This window comes from Streptomyces sp. MB09-01 (assembly GCF_033794505.1).
In the GTDB taxonomy this organism is placed as follows: domain Bacteria; phylum Actinomycetota; class Actinomycetes; order Streptomycetales; family Streptomycetaceae; genus Streptomyces.
In genome coordinates this window covers 1-12,803 of the sequence record NZ_JARAYQ010000045.1, presented here as the reverse complement: position 1 = coordinate 12,803, position 12,803 = coordinate 1, and the positions used below count along the sequence as shown (strand labels likewise).

Here is a 12,803-nt window from a genome sequence, read left to right as displayed (position 1 = left end):
GCAGGTCAGGGCGCCTCTAGGGATGCGATCAGACGTTGAAGCGGAACTCGACCACGTCGCCGTCCTGCATGACGTAGTCCTTGCCCTCCATGCGGGCCTTGCCCTTGGCGCGGGCTTCGGCGACCGAGCCGCAGTCGACCAGGTCCGCGAAGGAGATGACCTCGGCCTTGATGAAGCCGCGCTGGAAGTCGGTGTGGATCACGCCGGCGGCTTCGGGGGCGGTGGCGCCCTGCTTGATGGTCCAGGCGCGGGTTTCCTTCGGGCCGGCCGTCAGGTAGGTCTGCAGGCCCAGGGTGGCGAAGCCGACGCGGCCCAGGGTGGCCATGCCCGGCTCGTCCTGGCCGACCGACTGGAGGAGTTCGAGGGCCTCCTCGTCGTCCAGCTCGACCAGGTCCGCCTCCAGCTTCGCGTTCAGGAAGATCGCCTCCGCCGGGGCGACCAGCGCGGACTGCTCCGCCTTGAACGCGTCGTCCGTCAGCTCGTCCTCGTCCACGTTGAAGACGTAGAGGAAGGGCTTGGTGGTGAGGAGGTGGAGCTCGTGGAGGAGGTCGCCCTGCTCCGTGCCCTTGGTGATGCCGCGGGAGAAGAGGGTGTGCCCCTCCTCCAGGATCTTCTGGGCCTTCTCGACGGCGGCCAGGACCGCGACCTTCTCCTTCTGGAGGCGGGACTCCTTCGTCAGGCGCGGCACCGCCTTCTCGATGGACTGGAGGTCGGCGAGGATCAGCTCGGTGTTGATCGTCTCGATGTCGTCCTTCGGCGAGACCTTGCCGTCGACGTGGACGACGTTCTCGTCCTTGAAGGCGCGGATGACCTGGCAGATGGCGTCCGACTCGCGGATGTTCGCGAGGAATTTGTTGCCCAGGCCCTCGCCCTCCGAGGCGCCGCGGACGATGCCCGCGATGTCGACGAAGTCGACCGTCGCCGGGAGGACCCGCTGCGAGCCGAAGATGCCGGCCAGCACGGCGAGGCGCTGGTCCGGGACGCCGACGACGCCGACGTTCGGCTCGATCGTGGCGAACGGGTAGTTGGCCGCCAGCACGTCGTTCTTGGTCAGGGCGTTGAACAGGGTCGACTTGCCGACATTCGGCAGGCCGACGATTCCGATCGTGAGCGACACGTTGGCGACTTCCCGTAGCTGGAGGGGGCGGCGGCCCGGAGGTGGGCCACCGGACAGTTTACTTTCCGATGAGTGGCGGTGGATGTACGCGTGTCCGGGGCCCGATCCGGCCGCCTCCCCGCCTAGTTTGGTGGGGTGGAGCAATACAGCACGCGACCGGCACCTCACCCGCAGCGACCTCCGGCCCAGCGTCGGCGGCCGTCGACGGGCGTGCCCGCCCAGGGCCGCGCTCCGCGGCCCGCTGCGGCGCGACGGATGCCCCGGCCCCGGCTGACCGGGCTCGGCGGCGGGCTGTTCGCGTGCACCGCCATGGTGCTCGTCGCCGGGATCTGCTGGCTGCTCTTCGGCTCCTCGCTCTTCGTCTACGGACTGCTCTTCGTGCCCGTCGCGGCCGCCGCCGCGCTCTGGGTACGGCCCGCCGATCTGATCACCGCGCCGATCAGCGCCCCCATCGCCTTCGCCGCCGGAGTGTGGCCCATCTGCGGCGGCTCCGGCGGCTTCGGCGGGCAGCTGATGGGGCTGGTGTCCGCCCTGTCCCTGCACGCCGGCTGGCTGTACGCGGGCACGCTGGTGGCCGCGCTGATCGTCGTCGTACGCAAGGCGGTGCTGATCGGGAAGAGGCGGCTCCCCCGCCGGACCGCCTCGACCTCCTAGCCCTGGCTCTGGCTCTGGCTCTGGCTCTGGCCGGGATCCAGGCCCTGGCTCTGGCTCTGGCCCTGACCCCGCCCCCGGGTGGACCCCTTCGCCGCCATCGCCGCGCCCACGATCCCCGCGTTGTTCTGCAGCTTCGCCGGCACGATCTCGGCCCGGACGCCCTCGATCAGCGGAAGGAACTTCTCCGGCTTGCGGCTGACGCCGCCGCCGATGATGAAGAGGTCGGGGGAGAAGAGCATCTCCACGTGCTCCAGGTACCTCTGCACCCGGTGCGCCCAGCGCTCCCAGGTGAGGCCGTGGTCCTCCTTGGCCTTCACCGACGCCCGCGTCTCCGCGTCGTGGCCCTTCAGCTCCAGGTGTCCGAGCTCCGTGTTGGGGACGAGCAGCCCGTCCCGGAACAGGGCGCTCCCGATGCCGGTGCCCAATGTGAGCAGGATGACGGTGCCGTCCCGCCCCTTCCCGGCCCCGTACGTCATCTCCGCGATCCCCGCCGCGTCCGCGTCGTTGAGGACCGTGACCGGCCTGCCGTCCAGGCGCGCCGAGATCAGGTCTGCGGTGTCGACGCCGACCCACGCCTTGTCCATGTTGGCCGCCGTTCGGGTGACGCCGCCCGTGACCACCCCCGGGAAGGTGACCCCCACCGGGCCGTCCCAGTCGAAGTGGCGCACCACCTCGACGACACAGCCGGCCACCCCGTCTGGGGTGGCCGGCTGCGGTGTCAGTACTTTGTGGCGCTCTTGCGCCAGGTCGCCACGGTCCAGGTCCACGGGAGCGCCCTTGATCCCGGATCCGCCGATGTCCACGCCGAAGATCTGCATGGACATACCGTACGAAAGGAGTTACTTGTCGGCGACCAGTTCGGCAGCCTCCGCGCGCAGGTCGCGGCGGAGCTCCTTGGGCAGCGAGAAGACGATGGACTCCTCGGCGGTCTTGACGATCTCCACGTCCGCGTAACCGCGCGCCGCTAGCCACTCCAGGACCTCCTCGACCAGGACCTCCGGCACCGAGGCGCCCGAGGTGAGGCCGACGGTGGTGACGCCCTCCAGCCAGGCCTCGTCGATCTCGCTCGCGAAGTCGACGAGGTACGCGGCGCCCGCGCCCGCGTCGAGCGCGACCTCGACCAGCCGGATGGAGTTCGAGGAGTTCTTCGAGCCGACCACGATGACCAGGTCGGAGTCGGCGCCCATCACCTTCACGGCAGCCTGCCGGTTCGAGGTGGCGTAGCAGATGTCGTCGCTCGGCGGCGAGACCAGCAGCGGGAACTTGGTCTTCAGCGCCTCGACCGTCTCCATCGTCTCGTCGACCGAGAGGGTGGTCTGCGACAGCCAGACGACCTTCGACTCGTCCCGCACCTCGACCTTGGCGACGTCGTCCGGGCCGTCGACGATCGTGATGTGGTCCGGGGCCTCGCCGGAGGTGCCGATGACCTCCTCGTGGCCCTCGTGACCGATGAGGAGGATGTCGAAGTCCTCGTTCGCGTACCGGACGGCTTCCTTGTGGACCTTGGTGACCAGCGGGCAGGTGGCGTCGATCGTCGCGAGCTTGCCGCGCGCCGCCTCCTCGTGCACCACCGGCGCCACGCCGTGCGCGGAGAACATCACGATGGAGCCCTCGGGCACCTCCTCCGTCCGCTCGACGAAGATGGCGCCCTTCTTCTCCAGCGTCTGGACGACGTACTTGTTGTGCACGATCTCGTGGCGGACGTAGACCGGCGCGCCGTACTGCTCGAGAGCCTTCTCGACAGCGATCACGGCTCGGTCGACGCCCGCGCAGTAGCCGCGAGGGGCGGCGAGCAGGACACGGCGGGAAGCGGCAGCAGTCATGCCCTCCATCGTACGGGGGTCCCCAGCAGGCCGTTCGTCCCCCGTCCGTCCCACACTTGATCGCAAGCGTGTTCACAGCATCCCCGGAGGGCCGATGGTGTCGGGTACGGATCCCAGTACGGCGGCCCCGGTACCGCAGCGGGCCCCGGCCGGCCCGCTGCGGCGGAGCCTCGGCTTCCGGGACCTGGTCGTCTACGGGCTGCTCTTCATCGCCCCCATGGCCCCGGTCGGGATCTTCGGCACCCTGGACGCCACGTCGCACGGCGCGGTCGCCCTCGTCTACCTCGCCGCGACCGTCGCGATGGCCTTCACGGCCTTCTCCTACGCCCAGATGGTGCGGGTCGCCCCGCAGGCCGGCTCGGTCTTCACCTACGCCCGCAAGGGCCTGGGCGAGGGGCCCGGGCTGATCGCCGGGTGGATGGCGATGCTCGACTACCTGCTGATCCCGGCGGTCGCGTACCTCTTCTCGGGGATCGCGATGAACGCGCTGGTGCCGGAGGTCTCCCGGTGGGTGTGGACGGCCCTGGCCGTCGTGGTCACCACCCTCCTCAACCTGTGGGGCGTACGGGCGGCCGCGCGCGTGGGCTTCGCCGTGCTGGCCATGGAGATCCTCGTCCTGGGGGTCTTCCTGTTCGCCGCGGTGACCGTGCTGGCCCAGGGCGGGGCGCAGCGCGGCTGGCTCTCGCCGCTGACCGGTGACGGCTCGCTCGGCTTCAGCACGGCCGCGGTGCTGGGCGCGGTGTCGGTGGCCGTGCTGTCGTACCTCGGCTTCGACGCCATCGCCTCCTTCGCCGAAGAGGTGGGTGAGAAGGGGCGCGGAGCACCCCGGAAGGGTGGTGGCGGGCGACGGGCGGGCAGCTCGGAGCGCGTGGCGCGGGCGGTGCTCTTCTGCCTGGCGCTGGCCGGGCTGCTGTTCATCGCGCAGAGCTATCTGGCGGCGCTGCTCATGCCCGTGTCCGCCGCGGAACTGGCGGCCGATCCGGGGCTGCAGGGACCGGCCTTCTACGACGCGGTGGAGTCCTCGGTCGGCACCTGGCTGCACGACCTGGTGGCGGTCAGCAAGGCGATCGGGGCGGCCTTCGCAGCGCTGGCGGGACAGGCGGCGGCCGGGCGGCTGGTGTTCGCGATGGCCCGGGAGGGGCGGCTGCCCCGGGTGCTCGCGCGGACCTCCGACGGCACCCCGCGACTCGCCCTGCTGGTGGCGGCCGCCATCACGCTGGTCGCCGCCGTGTGGGCGGCCCGGCGCGACGACGGGCTGGACCACTTGGTGTCCGTCGTGGACGTGGGGGCGCTGGTGGCCTTCACCCTGCTGCACGCGTCGGTGGTGGGGTGGTTCGTGGTGAAGCGGCGGGAGGGCCCGCCGGTCTGGTGGAAGCACCTGGTGATGCCGGGGCTCGGCGCCGCGGTGACCGTCGCGGTGATCGTGGAGGCTTCCTGGACGGCGCAGGTGGTGGGGGCGGTGTGGCTGGTGGCGGGTCTGGGCGTGCTCGTCGCCCAGCGCGGCCGGCGCGGCCGGCGCGGCCGGCGCGGCCGGCGCGGCCGGCGCGGCGGTCCGTCCGGACCGTTCACACCGGACGGACCGGGCTCACCCGGCTCACCCGGCGCAGCCGGCACACCTGGCGCGGCCGGCACACCCGGCGCGGCCGGCACTCCCGGCGCCTCGCGCGCACCCGGCGGACCCGTGGATTCCGCGGCCCCGGGACCCGACACCCGCCCCGGGGCCTGAGACGCTGTCAGCGGAGCCCGTTAGCCTGCGTGCATGGGTCTGAATACGTCGGCCGAGGCGCCGCTGCCGGTAGGCCAGGTGTCCCGGCTCATCGGGGGCTGGATCGAGCGGCTCGGTCAGGTGTGGGTGGAAGGGCAGATCACGCAGCTCTCGCGGCGGCCGGGGGCGGGGGTGGTCTTCCTGACGCTGCGCGACCCCTCGCACGACATCTCGGTCAGCGTGACCTGCTTCCGCCAGGTTTTCGACGAGGTCGCGGACGTGGTCTCGGAGGGCGCGCGGGTCGTCCTGCTGGCCAAGCCGGAGTGGTACGCCCCGCGCGGGCAGCTGTCCCTGCGGGCCACGGAGATACGGCCCGTCGGCATCGGTGAGCTCCTCGCCCGGCTGGAGCGGCTCAAGCGGTCGCTGGCCTCCGAGGGGCTGTTCGCACTGGACCGCAAGAAGCCGCTGCCGTTCCTGCCGCAGCTGATCGGGCTGGTGGTCGGGCGGGCCTCGGCGGCCGAGCGCGACGTACTGGAGAACGCCCGGCGCCGCTGGCCGGCCGTCCGCTTCGAGGTGCGCAACGTGGCCGTCCAGGGCGTGCACGCGGTGCCCCAGGTGGTCCAGGCGGTCAAGGAGCTCGACGCCCTGGACGAGGTCGACGTGATCATCGTGGCGCGCGGCGGCGGCAGCGTGGAGGACCTGCTGCCCTTCTCCGACGAGGAGGTCGTCCGCGCGGTCGCGGCGGCCCGCACCCCCGTGGTCTCGGCGATCGGCCACGAGCCCGACTCCCCGCTGCTGGACCTGGTCGCGGACGTGCGGGCCTCCACGCCCACGGACGCGGCGAAGAAGGTGGTCCCGGACGTGGGCGAGGAGCTGGAGCGCGTGCGCCAGCTGCAGGCCCGGGGGCTGCGCGCGGTGACCGGTCTGCTCGACCGGGAGGAGCGCGGGCTCGCGCACGCCCTCGCCCGGCCGGTCTTCGTCCACCCGCAGCGGATGGTGGAGATGCGGGAGGACGAACTGGACGCGCTGCTGGCGCGCGGCCGGCGCACGCTCGGGCACCTGCTGGACCGGGCCGACTCGGAGCTCGCCCACACCCTCGCCCGGGTGGTAGCGCTGTCCCCGGCCGCGACCCTGGAGCGCGGGTACGCCGTGCTGCAGCGGGCCGACGGGCATGTGGTGCGTTCGCCGGAGGGGCTCGCGGCGGACGAGGTGCTGCGCGCACGGGTGGCGGAGGGCACCTTCTCCGTACGGGTCGCACCGCCCGAGTAGCGAGGAACGGGCAGCGGGCACCCGGCAGCCCGGGCAGCGGGCCCCGGAAACACGACATACGGCCGCAACCGACTGGTTGCACTACACACACAGGGTGGAAAAGGGAATGGCAGAGGCCGAGACCGCGCTGGGATACGAGCAGGCCCGCGACGAGCTCATCGAGGTCGTCCGCAAGCTGGAGGCGGGCGGGACCTCGCTGGAGGACTCGCTGGCGCTCTGGGAGCGCGGCGAGGAGCTGGCGAAGGTCTGCCGGCACTGGCTGGAGGGGGCCCGGGCCCGGCTGGACTCGGCGCTGGCGGCGCGCGAACCGGCCGAGGAGGAGTGATCCCGGTCACCCTCGGGAGGATTTAGTTGAAAGTTCATCTACTTCGGCCGTAGAGTCAGGGACATCGCTTCACCTCCGTATGGAAGAAGGCTTTCCGATGTCTCTCGTTCTTGACTCCGCCGCGCAGGACCTGCTGTTCCGCGAGGCCCGCACGGCCAACTCGTTCTCGGACGAGCCGGTCACCGAGGAGCAGGTCCAGGCGATCTACGACCTGGTGAAGTTCGGCCCCACCGCGTTCAACCAGACGCCGCTGCGCATCACCCTGGTCCGCTCCCCCGAGGCGCGCGAGCGCCTCGTGAAGCACATGGCCGAGGGCAACGCGGCGAAGACCGCCACCGCGCCGCTGGTCGCGATCCTCTCCGCGGACAACGAGTTCCACGAGGAGCTCCCGCAGCTGCTGCCGCACTTCCCGCAGGCCAAGGACATGTTCTTCGCCGAGCGCCCGGTCCGCGAGCAGTCCGCGCTGCTGAACGCCGCCCTGCAGGCCGCGTACTTCATCGTCGGCGTCCGCGCCGCCGGTCTGGCCGCGGGCCCGATGACCGGCGCCGACTTCAGCGGCATCCAGAAGGAGTTCCTGGACGCCGACCACACCCCGCTGATGGTCGTCAACATCGGCAAGCCGGGCGAGGACGCCGCCTTCCCGCGCTCCCCTCGCCTGGCCTTCGACGAGGTCGTCACCACCGTCTGAGCCCGGCCGCGGCCGTAGCCGCAGGCCGCAGTGCGCGAGAAGGGCCGTGCGCCCCGGGATCCCGGGGCGCACGGCCCTTCTCTCACATCCGCGCCGGCCGGCCGGCCGAGGTCCGCTTCCGCACGGCGCCGGCTCGTCCCGCACGGCGCCGGCTCGTCCCGCACGGCACCGGCTCGTCCCGGACGGACCGGGGCAGTACTTAGCTGCCCTGCTTGAACTCCAACGCCGCCGCCATCGCGCCCAGCTGCTCGAACGACGCCGTCCCCGTCACCACCGTGACGTGGCCCTGCTCCCGGCGGACGAGGGCGTCGTACTTCTCGCCGTCCCAGCGCTCCCAGGCCGTGTCGCCGACCTGCTGGGTCTGTCCGGTGGCCGTCGCCTTCTGGGTGACCCGGGCGAGGTACTTGGGCGTGGTGTCCGTGGACTGCTCCACCGCCACGTACTGCTTCTCCGGGTCGAGGAAGCCCAGGTGCCAGGCGTTGGCGTTCTTGCGCTCGTAGGTCACCGAGGTCGCACGCCACTGCTCCGGGAGCCCCACGGGGGCCGCCACCGGGTACGGGGCCGCGCGCCGGGCCGTGAGCGTCTCCACCCGGTAGTCGACCGCGTGCGTCGGATCGGCCTCCTCGTCATGGGGGACGAAGAGGTAGATCCCGGCGACGACGATGCCGATCACCCCCAGCGACCGGACCATGTCCCAGACCGTCTGCTTGCCTTTCATACCTGCCACGGCACCATCGTCCCGCATCACAGGGGGGCGATCATCGCCGGGGTCGCGCCGGCGGGCCGCACGGCGGACGCTTGAGATTCCCCCGGGCCCCGCAAGATGTCCGCTCAGGCCAAACGCCTGACCGATATTCCGCTCATACGTGACCCGCTCTGCTCAATATGTCGACGTACCGATAGAGTTCCAGCACCCTCACTTCCCGGCCGTCGCCGTACAGAAAGGTGCGCTCCGATGACCGAGCACAACCTGCCGCCCCAGCTCGAAGTCTCTCCGGAGGCCCCCGACCGCAACCTCGCCCTGGAACTCGTCCGGGTCACCGAGGCCGCCGCCATGGCCGCGGGCCGGTGGGTCGGGCGCGGCGACAAGCTCGGCGCCGACGGCGCCGCGGTCAACGCGATGCGGACCCTGATCTCCACCGTGTCGATGAACGGCGTCGTCGTCATCGGCGAGGGCGAGAAGGACGAAGCCCCGATGCTCTTCAACGGCGAGCGGGTCGGTGACGGCACCGGTGCCGAGGTCGACATCGCGGTGGACCCGATCGACGGCACCACCCTGAACGCCAAGGGCATGCCGAACGCCATCGCCGTGCTCGCCGCCGCCGACCGCGGCACCATGTTCGACCCGTCCGCGGTGTTCTACATGGAGAAGCTCGTCACCGGTCCCGAGGCCGCCGACTTCGTCGACATCAACGCCCCCGTCTCGGTCAACATCCGGCGCGTCGCCAAGGCCAAGAACATGGCCGTCGAGGACGTCACCGTCATCATCCTGGACCGCCCCCGCCACGAGGGCATCGTCAAGGAGATCCGCGAGACCGGCGCCCGGATCAAGTTCATCTCGGACGGCGACGTCGCGGGCTCGGTCATGGCGGTGCGCGAGGGCACCGGCGTGGACCTGCTCCTGGGCATCGGCGGCACCCCCGAGGGCATCATCTCGGCCTGCGCCATCAAGTGCCTCGGCGGCACGATCCAGGGCAAGCTGTGGCCGAAGGACGAGGCCGAGCGCCAGAAGGCGATCGACGCCGGTCACGACCTGGACCGCGTCCTGCACACGAACGACCTGGTGTCCGGCGACAACGTCTTCTTCGTCGCCACCGGCATCACGGACGGCGAGCTGCTGCGCGGCGTGCACTACCGCTCGGAGACCGCGACGACGTCCTCGCTGGTCATGCGCTCGAAGTCGGGCACGATCCGGCAGATCGACTCCACGCACCGCCTGTCGAAGCTGCGCGCGTACAGCGCGATCGACTTCGACCGCGCGCAGTAGACCGGCAGCAGGCCGACAGCGCGCGTCCACAGCGAGAGGGGCGGTCACCGTGTGCGGCGGTGACCGCCCCTCTCGCTGTGTCCCCGCGGATTCGTACGGGGCCTACGGCGCGTACGGGGGACCTGCGGCTCGTACGGGGTGAGGCTTGTACGGGGCTGCGCGCGCCCCGGACCGGCCGCGGTGCGGCCCGCTCCGGCCGTCGGCCTGAGCGCCGGTGTCGGCTAGCCCGCGGCTGCGACGGGTCCGGCCGCCGGGGCCTGGCGCAGCTCGGCGGCCCTGCGGCGCATGCGCGCCAGGACAACCCGGCGCTCGGCTGCGGTGAGGCCGCCCCAGACGCCGTACGGCTCGGGCTGGAGGAGTGCGTGCTCCCGGCAGGCGACCATGACCGGGCAGCGGGCACAGACGCGCTTGGCGGCCTCCTCGCGGGAGAGCCGGGCCGCCGTGGGCTCCTTGGAGGGGGCGAAGAACAGCCCCGCCTCGTCCCTGCGGCACACCGCCTCCGCATGCCATGGGCCGTCCTCAGCCCTCGCCGGCACCCGCGGCTTCGGCACGGCGGCAACCTTCAGGGACTGATGCGGCGGATGCGGCACGGTCTACTCCTGACGACGGGTACGCGAGCGAGAGACGATGCACCTGTCCCTACCCGCTGCACGCGCCCCTATGCACCGGGTGCCGCCGTGCCGCGGGGGTTCGTCCGAAACGCGACCCCCGCCGTGAGCGGCTTTCAGCCGTCCTGGCGCTTGCGCAGTTTGCGGGCCAGATCGACCAGGCGGGCGCCCGGTTTGGGCCGTGCCTCGATGTTGCCGAGGAGGGCGAAGCCCCGGACGATCACCACCGGCGCCTGGGGGTCGGTCTCCCCGCGGCCTTCGCCGCGCACCTCGAAGTTGCCGAGGACCCCGCTGCCGTAGCCGCGCAGGGTGACGTTCTCCGGGACCAGGACCTCGACGTTGCCGAGGACGGAGGTCACGTTGATCTGGGTGATCTGCTGTTCGAAGACGGCCTCGGTGAGGTCGATGTTGATGTCGCCCATCACGGAGATCGCGCGGGTGTGCGCGCCCGGCCGCCAGCGGCCCTTGCGGGCGGAGCTGCTGCACACGGCGACGATCGTCTCGGCGGGCGCCGCACCACCGGCCGGCGCCGCGGGGCCCGGGTGCGCGAACGGGGCATGGGCGCCGCCGGGCGCGGGCAGATCCCGTACGAGACCTTCCAGTTCGCCGACCGTCTTGAAGGCGTACAGCGAGTCCAGGCGCTCGGAGTGCTCGTCGGAGGTCAGCCGGCCTTCGGCGAGGGCGTCGCCGAGGATCTGCGCGATCCGGTCCCGGTCGGCGTCGGAGGCGCGCAACTCGGCGGGAGAGGCTGCGGCTGCGGGGGCGGCGGGTTGCTTTTCCAGGTCCACGGCACCCAGCATAGCGAGACACGATAGATCGCGATACTACCGAGTGAGCCTTACCTCACAGACACGTCCCCGGCGGGAGGTTCTACGCTGGTGGACTGCGCTGCCAATTGGTCGCCAGCGCTGTCTGCCGAGTGAGGATTGGCCACACGATGCCGGAGTTCGCGTACACCGACCTGCTGCCCCTGGGCGAGGACACCACCCCCTACCGGCTGGTGACCTCCGAGGGCGTGTCCACCTTCGAGGCGGACGGCCGTACGTTCCTCAAGGTCGAGCCCGAGGCCCTGCGCAAGCTCGCCGAAGAGGCCATCCACGACATCCAGCACTTCCTGCGCCCCGCGCACCTCGCGCAGCTGCGCCGCATCATCGACGACCCCGAGGCCTCCTCGAACGACAAGTTCGTCGCGCTCGACCTGCTCAAGAACGCGAACATCGCGGCGGCCGGCGTGCTGCCGATGTGCCAGGACACGGGCACGGCGATCGTGATGGGCAAGCGCGGCCAGAACGTGCTGACCGAGGGCGGCGACGAGGCGGCGCTGTCGCGCGGCATCTACGACGCGTACACCCGCCTGAACCTGCGCTACTCGCAGATGGCCCCGATCACCATGTGGGAGGAGAAGAACACCGGCTCGAACCTGCCCGCGCAGATCGAGCTGTACGCGACCGACGGCGGCGCGTACAAGTTCCTCTTCATGGCCAAGGGCGGCGGCTCGGCCAACAAGTCCTTCCTCTACCAGGAGACCAAGGCGGTCCTCAACGAGGCCTCCATGATGAAGTTCCTGGAGGAGAAGATCCGCTCGCTCGGTACGGCAGCGTGCCCGCCCTACCACCTGGCGATCGTCGTCGGCGGCACCTCCGCCGAGCACGCGCTGAAGACCGCGAAGTACGCCTCCGCGCACTACCTGGACGAGCTGCCCACCGAGGGCTCCGCCACGGGCCACGGCTTCCGTGACCTCGGCCTGGAGGAGAAGGTCTTCGAGCTCACCCAGAAGATCGGCATCGGCGCGCAGTTCGGCGGCAAGTACTTCTGCCACGACGTCCGCGTGGTCCGCCTGCCGCGCCACGGCGCCTCGCTGCCCGTCGCCATCGCCGTGTCCTGCTCGGCCGACCGCCAGGCGACCGCGAAGATCACCGCCGAGGGCGTCTTCCTGGAGCAGCTGGAGACGGACCCGGCGCGCTTCCTGCCGGACACCACGGACTCTCACCTCGACGATTCCGCGGACGTGGTCTCCATCGACCTCAACCAGCCGATGGACGAGATCCTGGCGACCCTGACCAAGCACCCGGTCAAGACCCGCCTCTCGCTGACCGGCCCGCTGGTCGTGGCGCGCGACATCGCACACGCCAAGATCAAGGAACTGCTGGACTCGGGCGCCGAGATGCCGCAGTACCTCAAGGACCACCCGGTCTACTACGCCGGCCCCGCGAAGACCCCGGAGGGCTACGCCTCGGGCTCCTTCGGCCCGACCACGGCCGGCCGTATGGACTCCTACGTCGAGCAGTTCCAGGCGGCGGGCGGCTCGAAGGTCATGCTGGCCAAGGGCAACCGCTCCCAGCAGGTGACGGACGCGTGCGGCACGCACGGCGGCTTCTACCTGGGCTCGATCGGCGGCCCGGCGGCGCGCCTGGCGCAGGACTGCATCAAGAAGGTCGAGGTCCTGGAGTACGAGGAGCTCGGCATGGAGGCGGTCTGGAAGATCGAGGTCGAGGACTTCCCGGCCTTCATCGTGGTCGACGACAAGGGCAACGACTTCTTCCAGAACCCGGCCCCGGAGCCGACGTTCACCCACATCCCGGTCCGGGGCCCTGGGCTGGCGTAGCCCGGCCCCCCTGCCCCCAGAG

The 12,803-nt window shown here is 71.3% G+C and carries 13 protein-coding genes; 7 read left to right on the top strand and 6 right to left on the bottom strand.

All coding sequences use genetic code 11. The features are described from left to right. Positions 1-28 precede the first annotated feature (28 nt). Positions 29-1,117 (bottom strand): redox-regulated ATPase YchF, encoded by a 1,089-nt coding sequence (gene ychF / locus PV721_RS12630; protein WP_319723389.1) that lies wholly within the window; start codon positions 1,115-1,117, stop codon positions 29-31. Positions 1,118-1,372: 255 nt separating this feature from the next. Here ychF and PV721_RS12625 point away from each other — a divergent pair, with 255 nt between their 5' ends. Beyond that, positions 1,373-1,771: a DUF6542 domain-containing protein gene (locus PV721_RS12625; protein ID WP_319723387.1), complete on the top strand. Its 399-nt coding sequence runs from the start codon at positions 1,373-1,375 to the stop codon at positions 1,769-1,771. Here the strand turns inward: PV721_RS12625 and ppgK are convergent. Next, on the bottom strand, positions 1,768-2,589 hold the full coding sequence (gene ppgK / locus PV721_RS12620) for a polyphosphate--glucose phosphotransferase (RefSeq protein WP_319723384.1): 822 nt from the start codon (positions 2,587-2,589) through the stop codon (positions 1,768-1,770). The two genes, PV721_RS12625 and ppgK, sit on opposite strands and share 4 nt — an antisense overlap. A gap of 21 nt (positions 2,590-2,610) precedes the next feature. Then, positions 2,611-3,603, bottom strand: a complete 993-nt coding sequence (locus tag PV721_RS12615; protein WP_319723383.1) for a 4-hydroxy-3-methylbut-2-enyl diphosphate reductase — start codon at positions 3,601-3,603, stop codon at positions 2,611-2,613. 85 nt (positions 3,604-3,688) lie between these two features. On the opposite strand from PV721_RS12615, the gene PV721_RS12610 reads away from it, so the two are divergent. The 4 genes from PV721_RS12610 (at position 3,689) to PV721_RS12595 (ending at position 7,581) form a co-directional block, all read left to right on the top strand. Further along, positions 3,689-5,320, top strand: a complete 1,632-nt coding sequence (locus tag PV721_RS12610) for an APC family permease (RefSeq protein ID WP_416371082.1) — start codon at positions 3,689-3,691, stop codon at positions 5,318-5,320. A gap of 33 nt (positions 5,321-5,353) precedes the next feature. After that, positions 5,354-6,568, top strand: a complete 1,215-nt coding sequence (gene xseA / locus PV721_RS12605) for an exodeoxyribonuclease VII large subunit (RefSeq protein WP_319723381.1) — start codon at positions 5,354-5,356, stop codon at positions 6,566-6,568. A 106-nt stretch (positions 6,569-6,674) separates the two neighbouring features. Next, positions 6,675-6,893 (top strand): exodeoxyribonuclease VII small subunit, encoded by a 219-nt coding sequence (locus PV721_RS12600; RefSeq protein ID WP_319723379.1) that lies wholly within the window; start codon positions 6,675-6,677, stop codon positions 6,891-6,893. 97 nt (positions 6,894-6,990) lie between these two features. Continuing rightward, positions 6,991-7,581 carry a malonic semialdehyde reductase gene (locus tag PV721_RS12595; protein ID WP_319723377.1) on the top strand — a complete coding sequence of 197 codons (591 nt, stop codon included), beginning with the start codon at positions 6,991-6,993 and terminating at the stop codon, positions 7,579-7,581. Between the two features lie 199 nt (positions 7,582-7,780). Here the strand turns inward: PV721_RS12595 and PV721_RS12590 are convergent, their stop codons facing one another. Then, positions 7,781-8,299 carry a DUF4245 domain-containing protein gene (locus tag PV721_RS12590; protein WP_319723434.1) on the bottom strand — a complete coding sequence of 173 codons (519 nt, stop codon included), beginning with the start codon at positions 8,297-8,299 and terminating at the stop codon, positions 7,781-7,783. Positions 8,300-8,536: 237 nt separating this feature from the next. On the opposite strand from PV721_RS12590, the gene glpX reads away from it, so the two are divergent. Next, entirely contained in the window at positions 8,537-9,568 is a 1,032-nt protein-coding gene (gene glpX / locus PV721_RS12585; RefSeq protein WP_030159594.1) for a class II fructose-bisphosphatase, read from the top strand. A gap of 221 nt (positions 9,569-9,789) precedes the next feature. Here the strand turns inward: glpX and PV721_RS12580 are convergent, their stop codons facing one another. Together PV721_RS12580 and PV721_RS12575 are read right to left on the bottom strand one after the other, a co-directional pair. Further along, the gene (locus tag PV721_RS12580) at positions 9,790-10,158 is read right to left on the bottom strand and encodes a WhiB family transcriptional regulator (RefSeq protein WP_319723370.1); all 369 of its coding nucleotides are present in this window, start codon (positions 10,156-10,158) and stop codon (positions 9,790-9,792) included. A 134-nt stretch (positions 10,159-10,292) separates the two neighbouring features. Further along, positions 10,293-10,964 carry a DUF1707 SHOCT-like domain-containing protein gene (locus PV721_RS12575; protein ID WP_319723369.1) on the bottom strand — a complete coding sequence of 224 codons (672 nt, stop codon included), beginning with the start codon at positions 10,962-10,964 and terminating at the stop codon, positions 10,293-10,295. Between the two features lie 149 nt (positions 10,965-11,113). Between PV721_RS12575 and PV721_RS12570 the strand changes: the two genes are divergently transcribed. Beyond that, entirely contained in the window at positions 11,114-12,781 is a 1,668-nt protein-coding gene (locus tag PV721_RS12570) for a fumarate hydratase (RefSeq protein ID WP_319723367.1), read from the top strand. Positions 12,782-12,803 lie beyond the last annotated feature (22 nt).

Excerpts from the sequence above, each read along its gene's own strand:
- PV721_RS12625 (WP_319723387.1), top strand. The coding sequence starts at position 1,373 with ATGCCCCGGCCCCGGCTGACCGGGCTCGGCGGCGGGCTGTTCGCGTGC.
- ppgK (WP_319723384.1), bottom strand. The coding sequence starts at position 2,589 with ATGCAGATCTTCGGCGTGGACATCGGCGGATCCGGGATCAAGGGCGCT.
- PV721_RS12615 (WP_319723383.1), bottom strand. The coding sequence starts at position 3,603 with ATGGAGGGCATGACTGCTGCCGCTTCCCGCCGTGTCCTGCTCGCCGCC.
- PV721_RS12610 (WP_416371082.1), top strand. The coding sequence starts at position 3,689 with ATGGTGTCGGGTACGGATCCCAGTACGGCGGCCCCGGTACCGCAGCGG.
- xseA (WP_319723381.1), top strand. The coding sequence starts at position 5,354 with ATGGGTCTGAATACGTCGGCCGAGGCGCCGCTGCCGGTAGGCCAGGTG.
- PV721_RS12600 (WP_319723379.1), top strand. The coding sequence starts at position 6,675 with ATGGCAGAGGCCGAGACCGCGCTGGGATACGAGCAGGCCCGCGACGAG.
- PV721_RS12595 (WP_319723377.1), top strand. The coding sequence starts at position 6,991 with ATGTCTCTCGTTCTTGACTCCGCCGCGCAGGACCTGCTGTTCCGCGAG.
- PV721_RS12590 (WP_319723434.1), bottom strand. The coding sequence starts at position 8,299 with ATGAAAGGCAAGCAGACGGTCTGGGACATGGTCCGGTCGCTGGGGGTG.
- glpX (WP_030159594.1), top strand. The coding sequence starts at position 8,537 with ATGACCGAGCACAACCTGCCGCCCCAGCTCGAAGTCTCTCCGGAGGCC.
- PV721_RS12570 (WP_319723367.1), top strand. The coding sequence starts at position 11,114 with ATGCCGGAGTTCGCGTACACCGACCTGCTGCCCCTGGGCGAGGACACC.